Source organism: Lysobacter sp. GQ73 (assembly GCF_059758755.1).
The window spans coordinates 46,022-70,382 of the sequence record NZ_JCAXEE010000010.1 but is presented as its reverse complement, the minus strand read 5'-3'; the positions used below and the strand labels follow the sequence as shown (position 1 = coordinate 70,382).

Here is a 24,361-nt window from a genome sequence, read left to right as displayed (position 1 = left end):
GGTCGGCCCGCCCAGGCACTAGGCCGGCGGTCATGTGGGGTGTGACGCCCTGCCTGCGTTGCGGCTGCGAGCGGCGGCCGCGGCCCGCATAATGCGCGGATGTTCGACGTCATCCTCTACCAGCCCGAGATCCCGCCCAACACCGGCAACGCGATCCGCCTGTGCGCGAACACCGGCGCCCGCCTGCACCTGGTGGCGCCGCTGGGCTTCACCCTCGAAGACAAGCAACTGCGCCGGGCCGGGCTCGACTATCACGAGTACGCCGCGGTGCGCGTGCACGACAGCCTGGCCGCGGCGCTGGAGGCGATCGCGCCGCCGCGCTTGTTCGCATTGAGCACGCGCGGCCGGGTGCGCCACGACCAGCCCCGCTACGCCGCCGGCGACGCCTTCGTGTTCGGCCCGGAGACCCGCGGCCTGCCCGAGGACGTGCTCGACCGGATCCCGGCCGAGCACCGCCTGCGCCTGCCGATGCGTCCGGACAACCGCAGCCTCAACCTGTCCAACGCGGTCGCGGTGGTGGTGTTCGAGGCCTGGCGCCAGCACGACTTCGCCGGCGGCGCCTGAGCCTTGCAAGCAGGCGCCAGGCGCGCCGGGTCCGGCGGGAGGCGCCGCCACTGAAGAACTTGCCGCTGCAAGAAAAAGACTCCCCCTGCCCTTCGGGTGCGGGAGAGGGAGCAAAGTCCGCGAACCTCGACGCCGCTCACGCGGCCGGCAGAGCCTGCGCGCGCGGCGCGCGCAGCAACAGCGACAAGCCGAAGGCGTTGAGCAGACCGATCGCGCAGAACACCGTCCACGGCAGCCACGGCCAGTGGCGCGCGGTCGCCAGGTCGACCAGCCAACCGCCGGCGACATTGCCCAGGCCGCCGCCGATCGCGAGGCTCAGCGAACTGACCCCGAGAAAGGTGCCGAGCGCGCGCGGATCGGCCATGCCGGCGATCAGGGTCTGCTGGGTCGGTCGGGTCATCACCGCGCCGACCGCGAAGACGCCGATGCACACCAGGAAGCCGGCGAAGCCGCCGCTGAAACCGATCGCGCCGATCGCCAGCGACATCAGCACCACCCCGAGCACCAGCACCTGGGCAGTGCTGAGGCGTCGCTCCAGCCAGCGCACCAGGCCGTATTGCAGCAACACCGTCAGGCCGGCGCTGACCGCGAACATCACTCCGACGCTGTCGACCTCGCCGGTCAGGCGTTGCGCCAGCAACGGCAGGCTGATGTTGATCTGCACCGCGAGAAACCAGTACGCCGTCATCAACGCGACCAGGCTCAGGAAGGCGCGGTCGCGGCGGACCAGGTCGAGGCCGTGGCGCAGCGGCGGCGGCCGCTCGGGCATCTCTACCGGCGGCAGCAGCCGCAGCGCGATGACGAAGTTGAGCGCGAAGCAGGCCGCGGCGGCCAGGCAGACCACGCGGAAGTCGAATCGCAGCAGGGCGACGCCGAGCAAGGGCCCGAGCGTGGTCGCCACGCCGCTGACCCAGTTGCTGATCGCGTAGTAACGCGGCCGGGTGCGCTCGTCGGTGAGCGCGGCGATGGAGGCCTGGTAGGGCGCTTCGAACATCGCCCCGCCGAGCGCCGACACCGCCATCGCGACCAGCAGCAGCGGCAGATCGTCGGCGAAGGCCAGACTGGCGAAGCCGGCCGCGCGCAGCAGCACGCCCAGGCAGATCATCCGGCGCGCGCCGAAGCGGTCCGACAGTACTCCGCCGACCAGGGCCAGGCCCTGCTGGGTCAGCTGCCGCACCGCCAGGGCCAGGCCGACCGCCGCCGCGGCCAGGCCGACGTCGTTGACGAAGTGCACCGCGACCAGCGGCATCAACATGGCGAAGCCGGTCACCATGAAGAAGGTGTAGACCAGCAGCCCGTTGAGGCCGCGCCGGCGCGCGTCGGCGCTGAGCGGAAGGCCGGCCTGCAGCGGCGGGCTCGCGTTCATGGATTCGCCTCAGGCCGCCGCGCGCGCCGCGCCGGCAGTCGCGGCGCGATACAGATGGATCGGGGTCGGGTCGGCGCTGAACTGCGAGAACGGAAACGGCTCGGCCGACACCGCGGCGACGCCGTGGCCGAGAAAGCGCGGCACGATCGCGCTGCCGGTCTGGGCGTAGACGATCAAGGGAATGCCCCGCGCGCGCGCGCTGGCGAGGATCTCGTCGAAGGACCCATTGCTCAGGGTCATGCCGGTGGCGATGACCATGTCCGCCTGCGCCAGCACCGGACGCATGTCGCGCACGACCTCGGTGCCGTCCTGGGTGCGCTGCAGATTGAAATCGCAGGGCAGGCACACGCCGCCCTGGGCCTGGATCGCCGCCACCAGCGGGTTGACCACGCCGATCAGGCCCACGCGCATGCCCGGCTCGATCTTGAGCAGGCCGGCGATGGCCTCGTCGCGCGCGCGCGCCCGCTCCAGCGGCGTGCCGTGCGGCAGCATGAACACCTGCGCCTCGGCCGCCTCGCGATGCGGTCGCACCAGCGACAGGTAGGCATCGAGCGCGGCGACCCGCACCGGCGTGCGCTGATCGCGCAGCAACTCGGCGACGCTGCATCCGGACAGTTCCTCGGCGATCGCCGAATCGAGTTGGTCGCGTTCCACGCAGCAGCCGCCGAAGCCCGACTCCACCCGCAGCACCAGGTAGTAGTTGCGGTACTTGGTCTCGGTGCCCGGGAACTGGGTGCTCTGGCGCACCCAGAACGCACCGACCGCGTGCAGCGAGGCCGGATCGGGACCGTAGTCGCCGCGCAGCACCGCTTCGATGAGAGCGGCGACGTCGGCGGGCGCGTGATGGCCGGAGGAAGGCACGGTATCGATGGCCGTTACGGCGGGAAGAGTCATGTCGTCGATCTCGGGAAAGAGTGGTGTCGGGGGGGCGGTGCGGCTGTTGCTGTTGCTGTGGTGCTGTAGCCGGGGGGCGCACTGAAAAGCAGATCCCCCTACTCCCTCATCAAAGGGGGGGCAGCCCGGCAACCGCGGATAGGTAGCGAAGACATGGGTACCCAGGCGCCGATCAGGCCGCTGTCGGCTCCGCTCGTGCATCGTCGCGAGCCTGAGCCTGCTCTACGCGATCCGCCGCGGCATCCGGACCCTCGGCGGTATCCGCATAACGCAGTAGGACCCGTCCCAACGCGCGCTCGGCATACCCGCGCGCCTGCCCGCCTTCGCGATCGACCGCGATCACATGGCCGAGGTAACAGGCGTTGTCGATCGGCGCGGCGACCTCGCTGCCGGCCACCGCGCTCAGGCTCCAACGCGCGATGTTCGGATCGGTCTCCAGACTTTCGGCGCCGTCCATCGCCCGCACAAGGCCGGCGCGCGGCGGCACCAGGAACTTGATCGCCGCGCTGGCGATGCCGGTTTCGGCGCGCCCCAGGTCCGGCTCGCGGCCCAGCGCGAGTTCGATCTGCGCATCCAGCAGGTCGATGCCGGTCACCCGTTGAATCAACTCAGCGATGTAGTTGCCGCCCGGGCGCGGATTGATCTCTACGATGCGCGGCCCTTCCGCGGTCAACTTGACCTCGGTGTGGCTGATGCCGTGGTCGTGCCCGACCGCGTCGAGCGCGCCGAGCACCAGGGCTTCGATCGCCGCGGCCTGGGCAGGTTCGAGTCGGGCCGGGAACATGTGCCCGTCCTCGATGAAATACGGAAAGCCGGTCAGGCTCTTGTCGGTGATGCCGATGACCGTGGTGCGGCCGCGGTAGGTGCAGGCTTCGACGCTGAATTCCTCGCCGCTAAGATATTCCTCCAGCAACAGCAAGGGCACCCGCGCCTGTTCGCGGAAATTGCGCGGAAACTGCTCGAGCGCATCGAAGGCCGCGCGCAGCTCCTGCTCGTCGTCGATCAGGCGCACGAACGCACTCGAGGCCAGGTCGGTCGGCTTGACGATCAGCGGATAGCCGATCCGCTGCGCCTCGACCCGGGTCTCGTCCCAGGATCCGGTCACCGCGAACTTCGGGTTCGGCAGGCCGGCGCGTTCGATCGCCTCGCGCACCTGGTCCTTGCGCCGTTCCATCACCACGTTGGCCGAGAACGCCTGCGGCAGCCCCAGGGCCTGGGCGACTTGAGCCACGGTGTCGATGTAGTAGTCGCAGATCGTCACCACGCCGTCGAACTTGAGGATCGCGTGCTGGGCGCGCAGGAATTCGATCAGCGCCGGCACGTCGTTGGTCTCGGCGGTCAGCACGTGCTCGGCGTGGTCGATGACCGGGTGGATCTCCTGCGAGCGCGCATCGCGGTAGTGGCCGCGGTTGCGGGTGACGAAGGTGTAGCGGTGGCCGAGCCGGCCGATCGCGGGCGGAAAGATCCGGCCGGTGCCGCCGACCCAGCTTTCGATCATCAACAAATGCGCCATGGGTGCTTGCTCCAGGGAAGGGATTCAGTGCGCGGCGAGCGCCGCATCGCGCGGCGACGACGCCGCGCGCTCGTTGGGTTCGGCGGAGTCGGCGGCGAAATCGGCGCGGTCCCAGGCCATCGCCGACCACGGCAGGGCCAGTTCGTCGAGCGAGGCGATCGGCTTGGGCTCCAGGCCGCGCGGGTCCAACGCCTGTTCGTAGTGGGCGAACACGCCCTCGACGTAGCGATGGCCGGTGTCGGCGGCGAGAAACACCACGTTGCGCTCGGGCCGGCGCGCGGCCTCGTGCGCGGCGACCAGGTAGCAGCAGCCGGTCGACAGGCCGGCGAACACCGCGTGCTCGCGCAGCAGCGCCACCGAACCCGACAGGCCGTAGTCGAATGAGACCCAGTGAATCTGGTCGTACAGGCGGTGGCGGACGTTGCGGAACGGAATCGAGCTGCCGATGCCGGCGATGATGATGCCGGGGTCTTCGATGTGCTGGCAGCCGAAGGTCATGCTGCCGAAGGGTTGCACGCCGATCAGTTCGACCGTCTCGTCGTGCGCGCGCAGGGCGCGCGCCAGGCCGCCGGTGGAGCAGCCCGAGCCGACGCCGCCGACCACGCTGAGCGCGGCGCCGCCGAGGCTGTCGCCCAGCAACGCCGCGACCGGCTCGTAGCCGTCGTAGTGGATGTCGTCGTGGTACTGCTGCATCCAGTGCACGTCGGGGCGGCTGTCGAGCAGCTCGCGGATCCGCGTCACCCGCAGGCTCTGGTCCATCTTCAGGGTCGCCTGCGGCTCCACCTGTTCGATGGTCGCGCCGAGGATGCGCAGCTGCAGCATCAGGGTGCGGTCGACGGTCTTGGAGCCGACGATGTGGCAATGCAGGCCGTACTTGTGACAGGCCAGGGCCAGGGCATAGGCGTAGATGCCGCTGGAGCTGTCCATCAGGGTCGCCCCCCGGCGGATGCGGCCGCTCGCGAGCAGACGCTCGACCGCGACCAGGGTCGAGTAGACCTTCATCGTCTCGAAGCGCGCGACGTACAGATTGGCGCCCAGCCGGATCAGGTCGGGCGCCTTGATCGCGTCGGCGATATGCGTGTGCACGCTCATCAGAACCCCGTCTCGGCGAAACGGCACTGGTGACCCAGGCCGCGGAAGAAGGCCGACAGCTCGCCCATGCGCGCGGCGCCGGGCCGCTCGACGAACAGATAGCCGAGCAGGCTGCCGGTGTGAGCGACGACGAGGCCGTCGGCGGCGAACTCGCCGCGGCGCTCGATCAACGCATCGAGATGGCGCTTGGCGATCACGCCCTGGGCCAGCTCCGCGCTGCGCGTCGCGCAGGCGCAGATGCCGGCGAGGTCGTGCATAGCGAAGGCCTGCAGCGCGCGTGCGAGATTGTCCTGGTAGGCGTCGAGGTGGCGCCGGTAGTGGGCCAGCAGCGCAGACGCGCATTTCTCGGTCTCGACCGTGCCGCCTTCGTCGATGTAGCAGGCATGCAGGCGCAGCGGCGTATCGAAAGCCTGCACGACCTGCTGGCGTCCGCTGAGGTACAGCGCGTGCGTGTCGAGGAACACGCTGTCGGAACGCTCGATGCCGCGCAGCAGGTCGGCGATCGCCGCCGGCGCCGTGTCCAGGCCGAAGATCCGGTCGAGGCAACGGATGGTCGCGACGATGTCGGCGGTCGAACTGGCCATGCCCTTGCCCAGCGGCAGCTCCGAATCGTGGCTCCAGCGTCCGCGCGGCAGCCGCTTGCCGTGCGCCTGCAGGTACAGCGCGATCGCCTGGCGGCATTTGTCCTTGCCGGCCAGGTCGACGGCGATCTCGCCGTCTTCGCCGGGGGCGAAGTGGACCCAACTGTATTTGCGCACCGGCAGGGAGATCAGGCCGATGTGCAGCTCGCCGTCCTGGGCGTACGGCCCCTGCAACAGCTCGCCGAGCGTGCCGTGGCAGACGCCGCTGTAGATCCTCGGCGTCGGTTCGTATTCGCTCGTGGCCTGCGCCTGCGCCTGCGCGCGGGCCCCAGTGCGCGCGTGTTCGTTGTCGCGGTACCGCTCCTGCCTCAGCATGGCCGCACGCCCCCCCAAAAACATCGAATGAAACGTCGAGTGAACCGTCGAATTAACCGTCGAAATCGACCGCGAGCTGGGCCACGTAGCGGCGCCCGTCGGTGAGTCCGAAACTGTTGTTGCCGTAGATGTTCCAGGTGTAGGTGTCGCCGACGTTGGCGACCAACAGGCGCAAGGTCGCCGGCGCCGAACCGAGCCGGAACCGATAGCGCGCGCCGACGTCGACCAGGGTGTAGGCGGGCACGCGGTTGACGCCGTCGCGCGAGGCGATGCGTTCGCCGTAGTGACTCATCGACAGGTCGAAGGACAGCCCCGACCACGACGGCGGCCGGTATTCGAGATCGGCGCGCAGCACGCGCTCGGTCTGGCCGATCGGGCGGTCGCCGACCCGGCCCAGGCGCACCGCTTCGCCGCTGACCCGCGGCCGCATCAACACCGCGCCGGCGACCAGGTTCAGCGCATCGGTCGGCCGGCCGCTCAGGCTCAGCTCCACGCCGCGGTGGCGCACCTCGCCGATCGCGCCATAGACGTTGCGCTCGTCGGTGGTGAAGTAAGGCTTGCGCACGTCGAAGGCGCCGGCGACCAGTTTCATGCCGTCGGCGAAGGCCCAGCGCAGGCCGGCGTCGCTCTGCCGGGTGCGGATCGCCGGCAACGCCTCGTTGCGGTTGGCCGCGTCGTCGGGGGCGATGCCGCTTTCCTCCAGGCCGCGGGTGTGGCCGGCATACAAGGCCAGGCGCTTGCCGAGGTAGACCGAAACGTTGGCGTTCGGCAACCAGGGCTGGTCGCGGGTGGCGGTGCGCGGCAGGCCCGGCTGGTCGACGGTTTTCTCGTAACGGCTGCGCTGGATGCCGATACTGAGTTCGCCGACCTCGCGCCAGCGCCCCTCGTAGGCGAGCCCGCCGGTCCATTGGCGGACCTGATCGTGGGTGCGCGGGCCGAACGCGAACGCGGCGGGCTCGGGCATCGGCAAGGCTTCGCCGAGCGGCCGCACGCCGAAGTCCAGGGCCGGCGCCGAACCGCCGTACTCGCTGTCGAGCCGGCGGCCGCGCGCTGCGACGTGCAGCACGTGCAGGCGCGGGCCTTCGCGGAAACTGCGGCTCAGGCGCAGCTCGCCGCTGGTCGAGGCCGAGCGCTGGCGCGGGTCGGCGATGACTTTCTCGCGCGACAGGCCGTCGCGGCCGGTGTCGACGAACAGCTCGGCGAAGCCGCTCGGCATGTTGTTGATCGAACGGAACACCCCGCCGGTCAGGGCCCAGTCGTCGCCGAAGCGCGCCTTGCCCAGCACGCCGTAGTTGCGGCTGTCGTATTCGTTGTCCGCCCAGGTCTGGCCGAAATGGCGGCGGCGCTTGATCTTCGGCGGCAGATGATTGCCGGCGGTGACGATGGTCGGCGCGACTTCCTCGTCGCGGCCGCGCGAGATGCTCCAGAACGGCAGGATCTCGACGTTCTCGCTCGGCCGCCAGCGCGGCACCACGCCGGCGCGCAGATAGCGCGCGTCGGCGCCGTCGTAGTACTCCTCGCGCGCATACGAGACGCCAGCAGCGAGGCCGAGCCGGCCCTCGATCAAAGGCAGCTTCGCATCGAGTTCCAAGGCCGGCGCGCCGTAGGCGTTGAGCGCGCCGACCACGCTGATCACCCGCTCGTCGCCGGCCTTCTGCAGGCGATAGTCGACGATGCCGGTCGGCGCCGGAAACGGATAGCTCAGCGCCGACAGGCCGACGCGGATGGTCGAGCCCTCGACCAGGCGCGGCGGCACCGTGCCCTGACGATCGAAATACACCCCGTCCATGCGCACGTTGCCGGCATCGACCGGCGAGAAGCCGCGCACCTGCTTGGTGCTGTACAGGCCGATGGTTTCGTTGCCGAGGGTGGCGCCGAACGCGTCCTCGGCCGCGGTGACGGCGTTGTCGTCGGTGCGCTGCGCCTGCACCGCGCTCGTCGCGGTCGCGGCGATCAGTCCCAGGGTCCAGGCCAGTGCGTGTCCTCTCATCGCTCAGAGCTCCGTCGGCCAACGGCGCAGGCGCCGCCAGGCCAGCGCGGTCAGCAGCCCCGCCAGCAGGCACAGCCAGCCGATCGTCGGCAGCACCGCGAGCAAGCGCGCGCTCGACGGCGCTTCGCTGCCGCGGTAGGCCGGGATTGCGTCGTACTCGGCGAAGTTCATCCGCCCGTAGCTGTTCGCCACCGTGCGCGGCGTCGGCGCGGCGATCTGGCCTTGGATGCGCGGGTAGAACCATTCGCGCAAGCGCAGTTGATAGTCGCGGGTCTGTTGTTCGAAACGTTGATGACGCGCGGCATCGGTGCCGGCGAGCACCGCCAGGGCCGCTTCCAGCCCCAACGGCGGCGCGAGGTAACCGGCCCAGTCCGAGACCCGGGCGCGCCACTCGCGCGCGGCATGTTGCCGCTCGCGCAGCGGCTGCAGGCGTCGTTCGAGTTCCGGGGCGAGGAAGGTCATGCGGGTGGCGTAGTCGATCTTGGCGACCCGTTCGGTGGCCGCTGCGAGCGTCGGCGAACGGCGGAACGCGGCGGCGACGATCGCATCGCGCTGCTCGGCGATGGCGTCGTTGGTGCGGCGCTGCGCATCCACATAGGCCACCGGCGGGGGCGCGTCGCCGAGCCGGGTCGCCAGCGCGCTGCCGAGCAGCGGCAGGCCGATCGCGAGCAGGGCCCACACCGCGCTCATCAGGCTGATCGCGCCGGCGGCGCTGGGCCAGGCCGAAACCACGACGAATCCCAGCGCGGCCCAGAACGACAGGTAAGCCACCACCAGTACCGCCGACGCGATCAGTTCGGGCCAGGCCGCGGCGAGATCGACGCCTGCGGCCAGGAGTGAGACGGTCGCCAGCAGCACCGTCGCCGGCGCGAGCCAGGCGAGGATCGCGGCGACGCGGGCGCCGAGCCAGGTCCGCGGGCCGACCCGTTGCGCGGCGATCAGGCGCAACATGCCGTGGTCGCGCTCGAAGGTGGCGAGCAGGCCGACCAAGAGCACCACCGCGATCGGCAGCAGGTACACCAGCACGAAGCCGAGGTCGAAGCGTCCCAACCCGAGCCCGCGCGGGTTTTCGAAGTCGTACACCGGCTCGACCCCGAACGGCGTTTCCAGCTTGACCGGCAGCCGCCCCGGCATCAGGTCGCTGACCCCGACCGCGAGCGGAGACAGCGGCAGGTGCGGCTTGTAGCTGTGCGCGCGCAGGAAATAGCGGCTGAAGCCGGCCGCATCGGTCGGGTCCTGCCAATACGGCACTTCGCTCTCGGCCGGCTCGGCGTACCGGCGCGCGCGTTCGCGGATCTGCGCGGTCCAGGCCGCGTCGCTGGCGCGGCTGCGTTCGATCGCCTCGTTCTGGCCGCGATGCAGCGCGGCGCCGCTCAGCGCGCCCCACAGCATCGCCGCGCCGAGCAGGCCGATCACCATCCACAGCAAGCGGTTGCGGCCGACGTGGCGCAGTTCCCAACGCCACAGCGCGGCGAAACCGATATCGACGGCGGCGCTCATGGGCGCATCCTCCGCGCCGCCACGGCCAGCGCCGCCAGCGCCGCCGCGCACCAGGCCAGCAACGCCAGCAGGGCCGGACTGCTCACGCCCCAGGCGCTGGCCAGGCGCGGCACCGAATGGCGGAACTCGGGGATCTGCGCCCACAGCGACACATCGTTGGTATGGCGCGCGCCCTCGCCGTCGAGCGGATGCGCCATCACGTCCTGGTTCATCCGATTGACCAGCTCGCGCCGATAGCGCTCGGCACCGTCGACGAAGCGGCGGTGATGGACGAAGTCGCTGCCGGCCAAGGCCGGCGACAGGCTCTGCATCGCCGCCATCGGCGACAACAGGCCGAGCAGTGCGTAGCTGCGGTCCTGGGCCTCGACCCGATCGTAGAAGCCGCCGAGCACGCGGTCGAACACCGCATGCGAATGGCGCTCGCTCAGATCGAGTTCGGCGCCGCGCAGATCGACCCGCAGCTCGTCCTTGCTGGCCGCGCCGTACTTCGCCAGCAGCTTGGCCTGGTTGGCCTTGGCGTCCTCGGCGGTCCAGAACGCCGGCGCTTCGTCGATCAGGCGCTGCTTGATCGACTGGGTCGACGGCAGCGGCTGCGCGCTGTCGACCGCGCTGTTGGCCCAGCGCGGCAAGGCCAGGCCGAACACGATCCACAGACCGAACAACACGGCCAGGGCCGCGCGCACGCTGCCGGCGAGCATCGACACGGCGATGCCGACCGCGGTCAGCAAGGCCAGGTACGACGCCATCGCCAGCGCCCACAACGCCAGGCGGGTTGCCGTGTCGAGATCGAACGCGCCCAGCACGAAGGTCGATGCGGCGGCGACCAGCGTCACCGGCAGCAGCAGGACCAGCACCAGCGCGGTCCAGATCGCCAGCGCCTTGCTGATCACGATCGCGCGCGGCCGGATCGCCGCGCCGAGCGCCAGGCGCAAGGTGCCGCGCTCGCGGTCCATCGCCACCGCGGTGAACGCCAGCAGGAAGGCGACCAGCGGCGCGAAGCCGATCAGCAGGCCGGCCGGGCTGACCAGGCCGGCTCGCTGCAAGGTCGAGGCCTCGCCCTGCGGCCGGTACAGCATGTCGTTCTGCACGTGCGCTTCGAGCCAGACCGTCTGGCCGACGAAGGGCTCCACGCCGGGATCGAGCGCGGCCAGCACCGGCGTCGGCTTGAACGCGTAGATGCTGTAGTGCGCGGCCGAATGCGGGTCTTTCTCGCCCTGGCCGAGCCAGCGCGCGCGTTCGGCGCGGGCGATCTCGCTCTTGGCCGCATTGGCCGTGGCGAGCGCATCCAGATTGACCGCGAACGCCAGCAGCACCAGCGCGCCGAGGCACAGCAAGGCCCACCAGGCGCGGCGGTCGCGACGCAGCAGGGTCCATTCGTAACCGGTCAGCGACGCGCTCATGCGGCGAGCTGCTCCAGGTACAGGGCTTCGATCTCGGTCGCCGACAGTTCGTCGGTGTGGCGCTCGACCAGCAGCCGCCCGGCGCGCAGGATGCCGAGCCGATGCGCCACGTCCTTGACCCGGTATAGATCGTGGGTCGCCATCAACACCGCGATGCCGCGCCTGGCCGCGGCGCGCACGCCTTGCGACAAATCGTTGGCGGCGCTGGCGTCGAGCCCCGAGGTGGGTTCGTCGAGCAATAACAGTTGCGCATTCTTGGCCAGCGCGATCGCCAGCCCGACCTTCTGCCGCATGCCCTTGGAGAAACCGGCGGCGCGGCGCCTGTGCGCTTCTTCCTGCAAGCCCGCTTCGGTCAGCAGCGCCTGCGCTTGCGCCTCGTCGAGCCGGCGCCCGCCGAGCAGCGCGAAATAGCTCAGGTTCTCGATCGCGTCGAGGCTCGGGTGCAGCATCACCGTTTCCGGCAGATAGGCGATCTTCGCCCGCGCCGCGAGCGGATCGCGGTCGACGCGGACGCCGGCGACGTCGATATGGCCCGACTCCGGGCTCAGGAAGCCGAGGATCAGGTTCAAGGTGGTGGTCTTGCCGGCGCCGTTCGGCCCGAGCAGGGCATACACCTCGCCCGGCGCGATCGCCAGCGACAAGGCCTCGAGCGCATGGCGCGCGCCGAAGTCCTTGCGCACCGCATGCAGGCGCAGCGCATCGCTGCGGGTTTCGAGCAGGCTCATAGGGTCACCCGGAAGGTCAGTTCGACGCTGCGCGGCGCCGCGATCACCAGTTGGTCGGCGGCGCCGCCGGACCAGTCGGCGTAGAAGGCGTCGCCGAGGTTGCGCCCGTGCAGGGCGATCTCGCCGAACGGCAGGCGGTAGGCGAGCGAGGCGTCCCAGACCTCGTGGCCGGCGACGCGGATGCTGTTGGCGTTGTTGGTGTAGAACGCGCCGACGTGGCGCACGCCGCCGCCGAGGGTCAGCGGGATGGCTTCGAAGCGATAGCTCGCATACAGGTTGGCGACGCGTTCGGGCACGTTCGGCGGAACCTTGCCGGCGCGGTCGACGCCGCCGGCTTCGCGCAGTTCGTCGAAGCGCGCATCGAGCGCGGCGAAGCCGGCGTCCAGGCGCAGGCCGCGGCTCAACTTCGCCGACGCCGACAGCTCGATGCCGCGCGAGGATTGGCGCCCGCCCTGCACCGACAGATTCGCGTTGGCCGGGTCGCGGGTGACGATGTCGTCCTGTTCGATCCAGTAGCCGCCCAGGCTCAGGTCCACGCGGTCCTGCCAGAAGCTGCTCTTGATCCCGGCGTCGACGGCGCGGCCGTGGGTCAGCTCGAAGCGCGAGTTGGCCAGCGACAGCAGCGGCAGGCTGCCGACCGGCGCGACCGCCTCGCTGTACTGGGCGAACAGCTGGGCCTTCGGGCTCAGGTCGAACACCGTACCGAGCCGCCACGACAGCGGCTCGTATCGCCGCTCGAAGCGGGTCAGCGCGGCGGTGTTGAGGTCGCGGATGCTGCGCTCGAGTTCGATCCGGTCGTAACGCAGCCCCGCCAGCAACAGCCAGCGCGGGGTCAGGTTGAGCGCGTCTTCGGCGAACACCGAGGCGACGCGGGTGGTCGAGTCGAAGTCGACGCGGTTGCCGGCGCCGGGAAAGTTGCGCGCGTCGTCCTCGAACGAGAACCGGCCGCGGGCCGGCGCGAACGGATCGACCGCGCCGGTCGTGCCGAAGCGCCGCATCACGAAGAAGTCGCCGTCGCTGAACTCCACTCCGACCGAGGCGCGGTTGCGCCGCCCGGCCAGCAGGTGCTCCGAGAACAGGGTCGCGCGCTCGACCCAGAAGCGGTGCTCGTGTTCGATCCGGGTGATGCCGCGATCGAGCAGGCCACTACGGCGGTTATAGGTGTAGGTCTCGGAATTCATCCAGCGCCGCTTGGCGTCGTAGTAGCTGAACTCGTTGCTGAAGCGCAGGCCGTCGCCGATCCGCCAGTGGACCCGCGAGCGCAGCCAGTCGCTGCGCGCGTCCTGGACGCCGTTGTCGACGTTGTAGTTGCGCTTGCGCAGGGAGCGGTCGAGCACGTAATCGTTGCCGCTGCGCACCAGCCCGCTCGGATCGCGGGCGAGCGCGCGGGGCACCAGCGGCGTGCCCCAGTAGGCGGTGTCGTAGTCGTCTTCGTAGTGATCGAGGGCCAGATCGATGTCGAGCGCCTCGCTCGGGCGCCAACGCGCGGCCAGCGTCGCCGACGTCGCCTCGCTGGCGGTGTCGTCGAGGTAACCGTCGCCGCGGCGGTGGCTGGCCACCGTGCGCAGGGCGAAGCGGTCGCCGACCGGGAAGTTCGCGTCGACCGCGTACCGCTGGCTGCCGAAGCGGCCCCAGCCGGCCATGGCCTCGAAGGCGCGGGCGTCCACAGCGCTGTCGCCAAGCTGCGGCCGCTTCGGCACCAGGTTGATCGCGCCGGCCAGCGCGCCCTCGCCGTACAGCACCGAGGCCGGGCCCTTGAGCACCTCGATGCGCTCGAAGCTCCAGCTGTCGAAGTCGCGCGTCACCAACGGCGCCGCGGTCTGGCGCACGCCGTCGTAGAGCAGGGCGATGGCGCCGCCGGTGAAGCCGCGCATCGAGGTCATGCCCGGCGACGACGGCAACTGTCCGGCCAGCACGCCGGGTGCGGCATTGAGCGCGTCGACGCTGCCGCGCAGGCCGCGCGCCTGGATCGTGTCCTGGCCCAGCACCTCGATCATCGCCGGGGTTTCGCGCGCGGTCAGGCCGAGCCGCGAGCCGGTGGCGTTGGGGGTGTCGAGCGGCGCGACCGCAGCACCCCGGCCTTCGACGGTGACCGTGTCGAGCAGGGTCGCCGCCGCGCCGCCGGCGGCCTCCTGTGCCGCCGCCGGCGGCGCCAACGCCACCGATGCCAAAGCCGATGCGAGCGTCATCCGCCCGAAGTACGCCGCACCTGCCCGGCTGCCCTGCTTGCCTGCGCTCACTGTGATCCTCGCCCCATGCCGAATGTGAAATGAAACGATATATCATTTCATCTACGCGGCAATGTAAATCGGGGTCGAGGGCGCGTCAATACGCCCCGTCGGGATTTCGTCTGGCGGATCGGCGTGGACGCAGCGAAGCCGCTCCGCCGGTCTGGCCGGCGGAGCGCAGGCGGGGTCGTGGATCGCGATGCGCAGCGCGGCGAGGTATCGCCGCGATCAGGCCAGGCGGATGAAATCGTTGGCGGCGGTGCGGCGGGTGCGGCGCGCGACTTCGAAACCGTTGGCCGAACCCTTGTGGTCGGTGTTGCCCTCGATGCTGAGGAAACTCTCCTCGCCGCCGTCGAAGGCGAAACCGGTGTGGACCCAGTCGCTGGCGGTCTTGCGCACCAGGAAGATGCCGCAGGCGCCGAGCGCGCCGAAGCCGCCGTTGTGGGCGACGTTCTTGCCGGCGACGAAGCGCCCGGCCGCCTTCGCCTGGCGGGCGAGTTCGTCGCAACCGAAGCTGCCGGCGATCGGCGCGGCGCGGCCGGCCTTCTCGGCGGCCTGCTGCATGACGAAGCTGACGAAGCCGGCGCACCACAGCATCGCCTCACCTTCGCCGCCCTTCATGTACATGCGCACCCACGGCCCGCGATTGGCGCCGCCGAGCTCGACCGGATGCTCGGCCAGGTGCTGCTCGGCGAACCAGCGCACGAGCTGCGGATAGCTCTTGTTCGGCGCCCTCGCCGGCAAACCGACCACCCGCGCCATCGGTTCGGTCAACGCCGCCCAGACCTCCTGAGTCAGGCTGCCGGCATAGTTCAGGCGCTTGCGCTCGGCGAAAGCCCCGACGGCACGGTTGGTGGCCGGGCCGAACTTGCCGTCGATCGGCGTGCCGTTGCCGTGAAACCCCAGCCATTCCTGGATGCGCCGCGCGCCGACTCCGCTCGCCCCACTGCTCAGGGGCCCGGGAAACTCCAGTTCGCGACGGATATACGCTTGTTCGTGCAATGCCATGAGCTGACTCCCTGACGGCGACTACGTCCATGGACGCGCGAAGCCTCCGGCGTCGGCGCGCGCCTCCGGGCGCGCACCGCGAGCGGTCATCGTCGCGTCGTCGCGGCGCATGGGCCGCGATGTCCTAGCCAACGCCGCCACCGTGCGAACACGGTCACGCCGGGGTCGTTCATTCCTGCAACACCGCACGCGCGATCGCCGCGGCTCGCGCTCAGTGCGCGTCGTGGAAGATCAGCCCCAACGTATGCCGCCGGCCGGAATGCAGGCGGCTGACCCCGTGCCGCATCGCCACCCGGTAATGGCCGCGTGCGCCGCGCACCGGCCGCTGGTTGACCGCGAACACCACCGCGTCGCCCTGCCGCAGCGGCACCACCTCGACCCGCGACTGCATGCGCGGGCGCTGTTCGGTCAACACGAACTCGCCGCCCTCGAAATCGCGCTCCGGTTGCGACAACAGGATCGCGACCTGCAAGGGAAACACGTGTTCGCCGTAAAGGTCCTGATGCAGGCAGTTGTAATCGCCGCTCGCGTACCGCAGCAGCAGCGGCGTCGGCCGGGTCTGGCCGGCGCCATGGCAGCGCGCGAGGAAGTCGTCGAGCCGCGGCGGATACGCCACCCCGATCCCCATCGCCTCGTTCCAGCGCTGCGCGATCGGCGCCAGCCGCGGGTAGCAAGCCTGGCGCAAACCTTCCACCAACCCGGGCAAGGGATAACGGAAGTAACGGTATTCGCCGCGGCCGAAACCGTGCCGGGCCATGATCACGCGGCTGCGATAACGCGCTTCGTCCTCGTAGCCGGCGGCGATGGCCTCGCATTGCTCGCGGCTCAACAACGAGCGCAGCAACGCATGGCCGCCGGCGTCCAGATCGGCGGCGATGGCCGTCCAGTCCAGGCCGCCGATGCGTTCGTCAAGGGCGGAAGGTTCGTCCGGCGGCGCCGGACGTGTGGGGCGATCGATGACAAACGTCATGGTCGTGGCTTGCGCCGGGCAGTCGGGTCGATCGCATTCTCGGCTCGCGATCGCGCGCGGCGATATCCGTTTCTTGCACCGCGCGCCGATGCGACACCGCGGCTTTGCCGAATGCGGCGGAACAAAACATTCAGGCGCGAGCCAGATTGCGTCGCCGCGAGCTGAACCAAGCGAAAAAATCCGTGACTTACGGCCTAGGAGAATGTCCAAGTACCGTAAGCAGAACGTTTAGTTCCTGTAAAAAGGCACGCAAAATTCAGGTTCGATTGATGCGCGATGCCGATACTGCGCACACCGAATCCACACGGACGCCTCATACCGAGGCGCGAGGCTTCGGAATAAAACCAATAAAGAGGCTTAGACCTTATGAAGCGTGCATTGCTTGCCCTGACCCTCGCCGCCGCCCTGCCGTTCGCAGCTTCCGCGGCCGAAGGCGTGTCCTACACCTACGCCGAAGCCGGTTATGCCAAGACCGACGGCGAGAACAGGTTCTCCGACGCCGACGGCTGGGCCATCGGCGGTTCGTATGCGTTCCACCCGAACTTCCATGTGTTCGGCAGCTACAACCAACAGAAGACCGATTCGTACAACTGGAACGATGCGGTGTTCGGCAACGTCCGCATTCCCGGCCACGATGTCGATCATTGGCGCCTGGGCGTGGGCTACAACCACGAGCTGAGCAAGCGCGTCGACCTGGTGACCCGCATCGCCTACGAGAACAACAAGGCCGACTTCGATTCGTTCGGCGAGTACAAGCTCAAGGGCGGCAGCGTCGAAGCCGGCGTCAACGGCACCCTGGCGCCGAACTGGGAAGGCTATGCCTTCGCCGGCTACCAGGACTACGACAAGCACTACGACGGCAAGTTCTACGGCCGTATCGGCACCCTGGTGAAGTTCAACCAGAACTGGGGCATCACCGCCGACGCCAAGTTCATCGACGGCGGCGAGAAGGAATTCTTCATCGGCCCGCGCTTCAGCTTCTGATAGAAAGCGCTACCGATAAGTATTCCGCAACACCGCGATCCGTCTCTCTCTCCCCCGAAACGTCGCGATCGAGCCCGGCCGAAAGGCCGGGCTCTTTTTTTGCCGCGCCGTCAGCGGCCGCATCGCTGCCGCGACGCGTCAGCGCCCGCCTGCCGCGAAGCCCGTTCGCTGCCGATCGCAACGCACCGGACCCGTACTCAGCGCTCGCCCTCGGGCGCCGGCGGCGCCTCGTCGTCCTTCTCGCCTTCCTGCAGCATCTTTTGCAGTTCCCGGGCCATCTCGCGCTCCAGGCGTTTTTGTTCGACCTGCTGCGGGCTGGCCAGTTGCAGTTCTTCGCAGGCCACCGAATCGGGCGTGTCGGCGCAGACCTTGCGGATGCCGGCGAGCAGCGTGTCGTCGCCGGTATCGTGGTAAGCGGCGACGAGGTTGCCGCAGCCTTCGCGCACGTGCATCGCGCAGACCTTGTCGTAGGACCGCGCGGCCTTGGCCCAGTCGTTGGCGAGCGCGGCCATATGGCCTTCGCTCATGCAGGCCGACATCGAGCCCTTCGCGCAACAAGCTGCGGCGCCGCCGGGATCGGTCAAGGCGCAGTGGTCGACCCGGTACGGGGTTTCCCTGAGCGGCTTGCCGGCCACCGGCATCGCGATGGCCTCGCACTGCGCCGGCTCGCTGCGCCGGTAGGACTTGTAGCGGGTCCAGTCGTCCATGCCGACCAGAGTGTCGGCGTCGAGCCAGCGCAGCACGAAATCGTCGCCCTTGTCGTGGCGCACCAGCACTTCGTCTCCGCGCAGGCGATAACGCAGATCGAACTCGCCTTCTTCCGAGACGCTCGCACCCTGGCCGTCGCCGAACCGGAACAGGCCGAACAGGCTCGATTCGCTGTCGGCGGAGGCGTAGCTGCCGCAGGGCTGGCGCGGCGACTGGCGCGGCGGGTCGTTGCTCAGGGCCAGTCCGTTCAACTCCCGCACGCGCTTGCAGGCGTCCTTGGACCGCTTGCCGTCGCAGGCGAAGGCGAAGCTGTCGCGCGCATCGGCATAGCGCCCGGCCAGCCATTGCTGATCGGCCAGGGCGGCGCAGGCCTCGCCGTTGCCGATCTCGCGGCAGGACAGGCGCAATACGGCCAGGCCGGCCTCGGGTACGCGCTCGGTGCGGAACATGTAGACCGGGTCGCCGTCCTGTCCGGCGCTCAGCGCCTTGACCCATTGCTTGCAGGCGTAGGCGCTGCGGTCGCGGCGGCAATGCGGTTCCAGTTTCGCCGCGCGTTGCGCCGGTGCGAGGCGGTGGTCGTACTCGATCGCCGCGACGCAGGACTGGACGTCGCCGAGCGCGCAATCGCGTTGGTCGTCGCCGCGTTCCTTGCCTTCGAGCGGCGCGACCGCCACGACCGGCGTGCTCGCCGGCTGGCACTGGCCCTTGGCGACTTGCTTGTAGACCGCGCCGCCGCTGTCGAAACGATCGGCTTGCTGGACCAGGCGGCCGTCGCTCTCGATGCGGTAGGTCTTGAGCAGGTTGCTGTCGCCGGAGCGCAGCCACAGGGTGTCGCCTTCGACCCGGTAGCCGTAGGGCGAGAAATCCGAGAGGAAGCCGTCCTGGTCGCGCAGCTCGACGCGGCTGCCCTCGAAGATCAGGCGATCGCTGGAATCGTCGGTCGCATAGCTGCCGCAAGGCGGCGCGGCGGCGAAGGCCGGGAGCGACAACAGGGACAACACGAGCGGCCAGACGGCCCGCATACGAGGCATAGGAGTTCCTTTCCCGGAGGGTTCGAGGCAGTGGGGCGCCGCGCGCTCGGCGCGGCGGATGCAACAGTGAAGGCGGCGACGCCGGCGACCGCGCAGGCGTTGCGACTCAACCGAACAGGTCGGTCGGGTATTCGGGCTTCTGTTCGCGCGAAAGCAGCTTGCGCAGACCGTCGGCCGGGGTGATCTCGCCGTGCAGCACCGCGCGCACCGCGCTGGAGATCGGCAGTTCGACGCCGTGGCGTTCGGCCTGGCGCATCACCTCATCGGCGGTCTGCACCGATTCGACCACCTGGCCGATCTCGCGCACCGCGTCCTCGATCGACTGGCCGCGGCCGAGGGCGAGGCCCAGGCGGCGGTTGCGCGACAGATCGCCGGTGCAGGTCAGCACCAGGTCGCCGAGGCCGGCCAGGCCCATCAGCGTTTCGGGCTGGCCGCCGATGGCCTGGTTGAGGCGCAGCATTTCGTTGAGGCCGCGAGTGATCAGGCCGGCGCGCGCGTTGAGGCCGAGCTGCATGCCGTCGGCGACGCCGGTGGCGACCGCGAGCACGTTCTTCATCGCCCCGCCGAGTTCCGCGCCGAGCATGTCGTCGCCGGTGTAGGCGCGGAAGGCCGGCCCGTGCAGGGCGTCGGCGACGCTCTGGGCGAAGCCGGCGTCGTCGGAGTGCACGGTCAATGCGGTCGGCAGGCCTTGCGCGACTTCCTTCGCGAACGAAGGACCGGTCACCACCGCCAGCGGGACCTCGTCGCCGAGCACTTCGGTAGCGACTTCGTGCAGGAAACGGCCGCTGCCGGGCTCGAAACCCTTGGTCGCCCAGGCCACCCCGGCGCGAGCGGGACGGTGCGGCGCAAGCAGGCGCAGGGTTTCGGCGAAGGCGTGCGAGGGCACCACCACCAGGACCAGATCGGCCTCGCGCAGGGCGAGAGCCAGGTCGGTGGTCGCGCGCAGCGAGTCCGGCAAGGCGATGCCGGGCAGATAACGCGGGTTTTCATGCCGCGTGTCGATGGCCGCGGCGCCCTCGGCGTCGCGGCCCCACAGCACGGTCGGATGACCGTGCCGGGCGATCAGTGCGGCGAGCGCGGTGCCCCAGGAACCGGCACCGAGCACCGCCACGCGTGGCTTCGGCGCAACCGCCGGCGACGGATCCTGACTCATGCGCGAAGCGAGCCGGCGCTCAGGCGTTGCCCGCGGTTTCCGCGTCGGCCAGGCCGCCTTCGGACTGGGCGCCGCGCTGACGCACGCCTTCGGCGTACAGGGCGTCGAAGTTGATCGGCTGCAGGAAGAACGGCGGGAAGCCGCCGGCCTGGATCAGGTCGCTGACCAGCTGGCGCGCGTACGGGTACAGCACGTTCGGGCAGTGCGTGCCGAGCATCGCGTCGAGAGTCGCCGCGTCGAAGCCGATCAGGCCGAACACGCCGGCCTGCTTCACTTCGGCCAGGTACATCGGCTTGTCGTTGGCGCTGCAGGTCAGGGTGACGCCGAGCACGACTTCGAAGGCGTTCTCGCCGACGCGCTGCACGTTCTGCGACAGGTTCAGCTGCAGCTGCGGCTGCGCGGCTTCGGCGAACACGGCCGGAGCGCCGGGCACCTCGAAGGAGACGTCCTTGACGTAGATCTTCTCGACGGTGAACGCGGGGCCGGTTGCGGCTTCGGCCGGCGCGACGGCGCCGTTGACGTTTTCTTCGGACATTCGGGTGACTCCCCAGCGGAATTCAGAAAAGAGGTCGATTATGCCCGCTCGCGCGGACCGGGACCAAACCCCCGGACCGGGATCACGCACAGCGGCTATCGAGGGTGGATGGGGCGCAGTCTAGGCCACGCCCGTGGCGCTGGCGCGACAGGTTCGCTCCGCCGCGGCAGGGCTCAGCCGCGGCCCTTGATCAGCGGCAGGTCGGCCTGCTGCCAGGCCTGGATGCCGCCGTCGAGCCAGTAGACCTGCTCGAAGCCGGCCTTCTTCAGGCGCTTGGCGGCGTCGGCGGAGGCCTGGCCGGTGCGGCAGACCGCCACCACCGGCAGCGCCTTGGCGTTGGCGAGCAGCTTGCTTTCCGGGTCGAACTGGCTCGGCTGGACCGAACGGCTGCCCGGGATGTGGCCCTTCTCGAACTCGGTGCTGGCCGACAGGTCGACTACCAGGGCGTTGTCGCGGTTGATCAGCGCAGTCAGTTCGGCCGGGCGCAGGGCCTTGTAGCCGCGAAACAGGCGCGCGATCTCGGTGTAGACGATGGCCACGGTCAGGCCGGCGAAGCCCAGCGACAGGTACAGGTGGCGGCCGGCGAACGCCAGCAGTTCTTCAAGACTCACGGGGACATGCTCACAGGGTCGGGCTCACAGGTTCGGGCTCACAGAGTCGGGCGGGCGAAATCGGACTCGCGCAGGCCCGAACGGGCGGCGATTGTCGCCCAGCGCGCGCGGCGGCGCAAAAGCGAGGCCCGAACGGGTCGCCCGGAGCGGGCGGCCGGGCGCGCCCTTACTGGCCGGCCCAGAAGTCCGGCAGGCCGCTGACCAGCCACCAGGTCTTGGCTTCCGGGTCCCAGGTCCAGGCCTCGGTGTAGCGCACGGTGCGCTCGGCCAGGGTGTGGCGGTTGATCACGCCGATGTCGATCAGGCGCACCGCGGTGCCCTTTTCCTTATCCATTTCGGTGCCGACGTCGCGGTAGGAGGAGACCTGAATCTGCTTGTAGCGCTCCAGTTGCATCGGCGTCGGCGCCTGCTGCTTGCGCAGCTTGGGCTCGATCAGGTTGACCGCGCCCTCGAAGTCGCCCCAGCGGATCGCCGCCGAGTAGGCGTACTGGGTCTCGCTGATCTTGTTGTTCTGGGTGCCGGTGGTCTGGCAGCCGCTGAGCGCGGCCACCCACGACAACACCAGGGCGAGCTGCAGCAAGCGCATCAGGAGCGAGCTGTTCGAAAGCGGGCGCATCGCGGACTCCGGCGGAAAGGACGTTCGGCGTGCATCCTACCGTCCGCGTCAGGGCTTAGCGATGGCCACGTAGCGCGCCGTGAACTCGGTCGCGATCCCGCCTTCGGGCAGCAGCGCGCGCGCGATCAGCGAGGTGCGGGCCCGGCGGCGCTCGCGCAGGGTGGTCAGGAAGCTGTCCCAGTCGGCTCCCGGGGCGAGCTCGGCGTGCACGTCCAGGTCGGCGAACAGCGGCGCGAGGTAGCGGGTCTGGCTGTCGGCGACGAACACCTCGGCCTTGAGGCCGGCCTGCTCGATGCCGAGCGACATCACGCCCCAGGAAGCCAGGGTCATCATCGAGGCCAGGCTGCCGCCAAAGGCGCAGCCCTTGTCGTTGACGTGTTGCGACAGCGGGGCGTGCAGGCGCAGGCGCGAGCCGTCGTAACCGGCGATGTTGACCTGCATGGCCGCGACCGGCGGCATCGATTGGTAGTGTTGATGAAGGCGTTGCAGAGCGGCGTCGGAAGTCATCGAAGGCATTGCAGTTCGGGGGAGTATTGAGTGTCGCGTCGGAGACGGCGGCCACCGGCGAGTGCAGCGATCGGCGGTGCTGTGCGAAGCTGTTCGCATGAGCCGCGAGCTGCGACAACCGCCGGGATGGTACGTGATCTCACTGCGTCCGAGCGGCGATCACGAAGAACTTCGTCGTATCTCCGCACAGTACGGCGGCGGATTGATCGAGCTTTCGCCATGGTCGGTACGCACGCAGAACGATTCGGCCTCCCGGCGTGCGTTATCGGAAGCATTGGCGGCGCCGCACGTCCTCGTCACCAGCCCCGCCGCGGCGCGCGCGTTGCGCGATCTGCAACCGTCGCTGACGGCGCGCGCCGGCCAGCGCTGGTACGCGGTCGGCGCGGGCACCGCCGCGGCTTTACGCGAGCTCGGCATCGACGAGGTGCGGTGGCCGCAGCGCATGGACAGCGAAGGCCTGCTCGCATTGGCGGAACTGCAACATTTCGACGACGAAGCGTTCGGTTTGCTGACTGCGGCGGGCGGACGCGGCGTGCTTACGCCGGCGTTGCAAGCGCGCGGCGCGCGCGTGCTGCGCGCCGACATCTACGTGCGCGAGCCGGGCGCGTTGTCGCGATTCGAGATCGCGCGCCTGCTCGGTGCCGACGGTCCGCTGTGGTTGCCGCTGTCGAGCGGCGAAGCGCTGCAACGCGTACTCGCCCAATTGCCCGACGAAGCGGTCGCGCGCCTGCGCCGGGCGCACGTCAGCGCGGCCAGCGCGCGCCTGGCCGAACTCGCGCGCAGCCTCGGCTTCGGCGAGGTCGAGCTGGCCGCCGGGCCGCGCGCGCAGGACTTGCTGGCCGGCTGCGCCGCGCTCGCCGGCGGCGAGATCCCGGAGCGGCCGCCGCCGGCGTCCTGAGCGCGTCAAGGCAGTCTTGATGCACCGATCCGGTAGCATGGCCGGGCCATGAACGCCCCCCTCGATACCGTGTCCACGACTCCCGCATCTCCCGCTTCCGCCTCGCCGACGCCGCGCCGCGGTTCCAGCGGCTGGCTCTGGCTGCTCATCGTGCTGCTGATCGCCGGCGGCGGCGCCTGGTACGGCTGGCAGCAATGGCAGAACCGGCAGGCCCGGGACCGCGCCGCGGAGGCCGACGCCGGCCAGCGCCTGGAAGCGCTGAGCGAGCGCCTGGACACGATCCGCACCAACCAGGACGCGCAGAACCGCCGCATCGCCCAGGCCGACACCACCAACCGGGTTCTGCGCGACGAGTTGCACGGCATCGGCCAGCGCGCGGCGCTGATCGAGGACAGCGTCTCCAAGCTCGCCGACCCCGACCGCCACGGCGCCCAGGCCATGCGCCTGGACGAGACCGAATTGCTGCTGACCCTCGGCCAGCAGCGCCTGCAGATCGCCGGCGACCTGGAAGGCGCGCGCCGCGCCTACGCGCTGGCCGGCGGCGTCCTCGACGGCGTCGACGACCCCGCCTACCTGAGCCTGCGCCAGACCCTGCTGCAGGAAACCGCCGCGCTCAAGGAGCTCGGCATCGAACCGCGGGTGCAGGCGATGGCCAAGCTCGACGCGCTGGCGCAGACCCTGAGCCTGCCGCCGGAGCGCCCCAGCACGGCCGCGCCGGCGCTGGCGCCGTGGTGGCGCCGCGCCTTCGGCACCCTGATCGAGACCCGCCCGGTCGACCGCACCGTCGCCACCCACCCCAGCGACCGCGCCGCCGCGCTGGCCGGCCTGCAACTGGAAATCTCGCTGGCCCGCGCCGCGGCCGAACGGCGCGACGCCGACGGCTACCGCACCGCGCTCAAGCGCGCCGAAAGCTGGGTGCGGCGCCTGTCGCCGCCCTCGCCGGCCCAGGACCGCCAACTCGCGCAACTGCGCGAACTGGCCGCGCTGCCGCTTTCGCTGTCGGTGCCGACCCTGGGCACGACCCTGCAACAGCTGCGCCAGTTGCGCACGGCCCAATGAACCGGCCGGGCCGCCGACACCCGATCCGGACGCTGGCGCGATAAGGAGCTGCC

General features: G+C 70.1%; 22 protein-coding genes. 4 read left to right on the top strand and 18 right to left on the bottom strand.

The window, feature by feature from the left end; genetic code table 11:
* Window positions 1–99: 99 nt before the first annotated feature.
* Window positions 100–564, top strand: coding sequence for a tRNA (uridine(34)/cytosine(34)/5-carboxymethylaminomethyluridine(34)-2'-O)-methyltransferase TrmL (trmL, locus tag AC6CH2_RS21335; RefSeq protein WP_498270970.1), 465 nt, complete (start codon window positions 100–102; stop codon window positions 562–564).
* A gap of 136 nt (window positions 565–700) precedes the next feature.
* Here the strand turns inward: trmL and AC6CH2_RS21330 are convergent, their stop codons facing one another.
* The 12 genes from AC6CH2_RS21330 to AC6CH2_RS21275 all read right to left on the bottom strand — a co-directional run bounded on the left by AC6CH2_RS21330 (window position 701) and on the right by AC6CH2_RS21275 (window position 16,206).
* Window positions 701–1,930 carry an MFS transporter gene (locus AC6CH2_RS21330; RefSeq protein WP_498270969.1) on the bottom strand — a complete coding sequence of 410 codons (1,230 nt, stop codon included), beginning with the start codon at window positions 1,928–1,930 and terminating at the stop codon, window positions 701–703.
* A gap of 9 nt (window positions 1,931–1,939) precedes the next feature.
* Entirely contained in the window at window positions 1,940–2,824 is an 885-nt protein-coding gene (locus tag AC6CH2_RS21325) for a Rossmann-like domain-containing protein (RefSeq protein WP_498270968.1), read from the bottom strand.
* Window positions 2,825–2,996: 172 nt separating this feature from the next.
* Complete coding sequence (locus tag AC6CH2_RS21320) at window positions 2,997–4,337, bottom strand: ATP-grasp domain-containing protein (RefSeq protein WP_498270967.1); 1,341 nt, start codon at window positions 4,335–4,337, stop codon at window positions 2,997–2,999.
* Window positions 4,338–4,361: 24 nt separating this feature from the next.
* Complete coding sequence (locus tag AC6CH2_RS21315) at window positions 4,362–5,429, bottom strand: pyridoxal-phosphate dependent enzyme (RefSeq protein ID WP_498270966.1); 1,068 nt, start codon at window positions 5,427–5,429, stop codon at window positions 4,362–4,364.
* Entirely contained in the window at window positions 5,429–6,385 is a 957-nt protein-coding gene (locus AC6CH2_RS21310; RefSeq protein WP_498270965.1) for a GHMP family kinase ATP-binding protein, read from the bottom strand. Before AC6CH2_RS21310 ends, AC6CH2_RS21315 begins: the two co-directional genes overlap by 1 nt.
* A gap of 52 nt (window positions 6,386–6,437) precedes the next feature.
* The gene (locus AC6CH2_RS21305; protein ID WP_498270964.1) at window positions 6,438–8,375 is read right to left on the bottom strand and encodes a TonB-dependent siderophore receptor; all 1,938 of its coding nucleotides are present in this window, start codon (window positions 8,373–8,375) and stop codon (window positions 6,438–6,440) included.
* A gap of 3 nt (window positions 8,376–8,378) precedes the next feature.
* Entirely contained in the window at window positions 8,379–9,875 is a 1,497-nt protein-coding gene (locus AC6CH2_RS21300) for a DUF3526 domain-containing protein (RefSeq protein ID WP_498270963.1), read from the bottom strand.
* On the bottom strand, window positions 9,872–11,275 hold the full coding sequence (locus AC6CH2_RS21295; protein ID WP_498270962.1) for an ABC transporter permease subunit: 1,404 nt from the start codon (window positions 11,273–11,275) through the stop codon (window positions 9,872–9,874). Before AC6CH2_RS21295 ends, AC6CH2_RS21300 begins: the two co-directional genes overlap by 4 nt.
* Complete coding sequence (locus tag AC6CH2_RS21290) at window positions 11,272–12,000, bottom strand: ABC transporter ATP-binding protein (protein ID WP_498270961.1); 729 nt, start codon at window positions 11,998–12,000, stop codon at window positions 11,272–11,274. The genes AC6CH2_RS21295 and AC6CH2_RS21290 overlap by 4 nt, the downstream gene beginning before the upstream one ends.
* Window positions 11,997–14,240, bottom strand: a complete 2,244-nt coding sequence (locus AC6CH2_RS21285) for a TonB-dependent receptor (protein ID WP_498270960.1) — start codon at window positions 14,238–14,240, stop codon at window positions 11,997–11,999. Before AC6CH2_RS21285 ends, AC6CH2_RS21290 begins: the two co-directional genes overlap by 4 nt.
* Window positions 14,241–14,456: 216 nt before the next feature.
* On the bottom strand, window positions 14,457–15,236 hold the full coding sequence (locus AC6CH2_RS21280; protein WP_498270959.1) for a peptidoglycan-binding domain-containing protein: 780 nt from the start codon (window positions 15,234–15,236) through the stop codon (window positions 14,457–14,459).
* A gap of 211 nt (window positions 15,237–15,447) precedes the next feature.
* Complete coding sequence (locus AC6CH2_RS21275; RefSeq protein WP_498270958.1) at window positions 15,448–16,206, bottom strand: 2OG-Fe(II) oxygenase; 759 nt, start codon at window positions 16,204–16,206, stop codon at window positions 15,448–15,450.
* 366 nt (window positions 16,207–16,572) lie between these two features.
* Here AC6CH2_RS21275 and AC6CH2_RS21270 point away from each other — a divergent pair, with 366 nt between their 5' ends.
* Window positions 16,573–17,190 (top strand): porin, encoded by a 618-nt coding sequence (locus AC6CH2_RS21270; RefSeq protein ID WP_498270957.1) that lies wholly within the window; start codon window positions 16,573–16,575, stop codon window positions 17,188–17,190.
* A 197-nt stretch (window positions 17,191–17,387) separates the two neighbouring features.
* Here the strand turns inward: AC6CH2_RS21270 and AC6CH2_RS21265 are convergent, their stop codons facing one another.
* The 6 genes from AC6CH2_RS21265 to AC6CH2_RS21240 all read right to left on the bottom strand — a co-directional run bounded on the left by AC6CH2_RS21265 (window position 17,388) and on the right by AC6CH2_RS21240 (window position 22,351).
* Window positions 17,388–18,929 (bottom strand): hypothetical protein, encoded by a 1,542-nt coding sequence (locus AC6CH2_RS21265; RefSeq protein WP_498270956.1) that lies wholly within the window; start codon window positions 18,927–18,929, stop codon window positions 17,388–17,390.
* 106 nt (window positions 18,930–19,035) lie between these two features.
* Window positions 19,036–20,082, bottom strand: coding sequence for an NAD(P)H-dependent glycerol-3-phosphate dehydrogenase (locus AC6CH2_RS21260; protein ID WP_498270955.1), 1,047 nt, complete (start codon window positions 20,080–20,082; stop codon window positions 19,036–19,038).
* A 19-nt stretch (window positions 20,083–20,101) separates the two neighbouring features.
* Entirely contained in the window at window positions 20,102–20,617 is a 516-nt protein-coding gene (gene secB / locus AC6CH2_RS21255) for a protein-export chaperone SecB (RefSeq protein ID WP_435395197.1), read from the bottom strand.
* Between the two features lie 173 nt (window positions 20,618–20,790).
* On the bottom strand, window positions 20,791–21,228 hold the full coding sequence (locus AC6CH2_RS21250; RefSeq protein ID WP_498270954.1) for a rhodanese-like domain-containing protein: 438 nt from the start codon (window positions 21,226–21,228) through the stop codon (window positions 20,791–20,793).
* Between the two features lie 166 nt (window positions 21,229–21,394).
* Window positions 21,395–21,844, bottom strand: a complete 450-nt coding sequence (locus AC6CH2_RS21245; protein WP_498270953.1) for a hypothetical protein — start codon at window positions 21,842–21,844, stop codon at window positions 21,395–21,397.
* A gap of 48 nt (window positions 21,845–21,892) precedes the next feature.
* Window positions 21,893–22,351: a YiiD C-terminal domain-containing protein gene (locus AC6CH2_RS21240; RefSeq protein WP_435395200.1), complete on the bottom strand. Its 459-nt coding sequence runs from the start codon at window positions 22,349–22,351 to the stop codon at window positions 21,893–21,895.
* A gap of 97 nt (window positions 22,352–22,448) precedes the next feature.
* On the opposite strand from AC6CH2_RS21240, the gene AC6CH2_RS21235 reads away from it, so the two are divergent.
* Both AC6CH2_RS21235 and AC6CH2_RS21230 read left to right on the top strand, forming a co-directional pair.
* Window positions 22,449–23,249, top strand: coding sequence for a uroporphyrinogen-III synthase (locus AC6CH2_RS21235; protein WP_498270952.1), 801 nt, complete (start codon window positions 22,449–22,451; stop codon window positions 23,247–23,249).
* Between the two features lie 48 nt (window positions 23,250–23,297).
* Complete coding sequence (locus AC6CH2_RS21230; protein WP_498270951.1) at window positions 23,298–24,308, top strand: uroporphyrinogen-III C-methyltransferase; 1,011 nt, start codon at window positions 23,298–23,300, stop codon at window positions 24,306–24,308.
* Window positions 24,309–24,361: the final 53 nt, after the last annotated feature.

Bases quoted from the DNA above. Each gene is read 5' to 3' on its own strand.
- trmL (WP_498270970.1), top strand. From the start codon at position 100: ATGTTCGACGTCATCCTCTACCAGCCCGAGATCCCGCCCAACACCGGC.
- AC6CH2_RS21330 (WP_498270969.1), bottom strand. From the start codon at position 1,930: ATGAACGCGAGCCCGCCGCTGCAGGCCGGCCTTCCGCTCAGCGCCGAC.
- AC6CH2_RS21325 (WP_498270968.1), bottom strand. From the start codon at position 2,824: ATGACTCTTCCCGCCGTAACGGCCATCGATACCGTGCCTTCCTCCGGC.
- AC6CH2_RS21320 (WP_498270967.1), bottom strand. From the start codon at position 4,337: ATGGCGCATTTGTTGATGATCGAAAGCTGGGTCGGCGGCACCGGCCGG.
- AC6CH2_RS21315 (WP_498270966.1), bottom strand. From the start codon at position 5,429: ATGAGCGTGCACACGCATATCGCCGACGCGATCAAGGCGCCCGACCTG.
- AC6CH2_RS21310 (WP_498270965.1), bottom strand. From the start codon at position 6,385: ATGCTGAGGCAGGAGCGGTACCGCGACAACGAACACGCGCGCACTGGG.
- AC6CH2_RS21305 (WP_498270964.1), bottom strand. From the start codon at position 8,375: ATGAGAGGACACGCACTGGCCTGGACCCTGGGACTGATCGCCGCGACC.
- AC6CH2_RS21300 (WP_498270963.1), bottom strand. From the start codon at position 9,875: ATGAGCGCCGCCGTCGATATCGGTTTCGCCGCGCTGTGGCGTTGGGAA.
- AC6CH2_RS21295 (WP_498270962.1), bottom strand. From the start codon at position 11,275: ATGAGCGCGTCGCTGACCGGTTACGAATGGACCCTGCTGCGTCGCGAC.
- AC6CH2_RS21290 (WP_498270961.1), bottom strand. From the start codon at position 12,000: ATGAGCCTGCTCGAAACCCGCAGCGATGCGCTGCGCCTGCATGCGGTG.
- AC6CH2_RS21280 (WP_498270959.1), bottom strand. From the start codon at position 15,236: ATGGCATTGCACGAACAAGCGTATATCCGTCGCGAACTGGAGTTTCCC.
- AC6CH2_RS21275 (WP_498270958.1), bottom strand. From the start codon at position 16,206: ATGACGTTTGTCATCGATCGCCCCACACGTCCGGCGCCGCCGGACGAA.
- AC6CH2_RS21270 (WP_498270957.1), top strand. From the start codon at position 16,573: ATGAAGCGTGCATTGCTTGCCCTGACCCTCGCCGCCGCCCTGCCGTTC.
- AC6CH2_RS21265 (WP_498270956.1), bottom strand. From the start codon at position 18,929: ATGCCTCGTATGCGGGCCGTCTGGCCGCTCGTGTTGTCCCTGTTGTCG.
- AC6CH2_RS21260 (WP_498270955.1), bottom strand. From the start codon at position 20,082: ATGAGTCAGGATCCGTCGCCGGCGGTTGCGCCGAAGCCACGCGTGGCG.
- secB (WP_435395197.1), bottom strand. From the start codon at position 20,617: ATGTCCGAAGAAAACGTCAACGGCGCCGTCGCGCCGGCCGAAGCCGCA.
- AC6CH2_RS21245 (WP_498270953.1), bottom strand. From the start codon at position 21,844: ATGCGCCCGCTTTCGAACAGCTCGCTCCTGATGCGCTTGCTGCAGCTC.
- AC6CH2_RS21240 (WP_435395200.1), bottom strand. From the start codon at position 22,351: ATGACTTCCGACGCCGCTCTGCAACGCCTTCATCAACACTACCAATCG.
- AC6CH2_RS21235 (WP_498270952.1), top strand. From the start codon at position 22,449: ATGAGCCGCGAGCTGCGACAACCGCCGGGATGGTACGTGATCTCACTG.
- AC6CH2_RS21230 (WP_498270951.1), top strand. From the start codon at position 23,298: ATGAACGCCCCCCTCGATACCGTGTCCACGACTCCCGCATCTCCCGCT.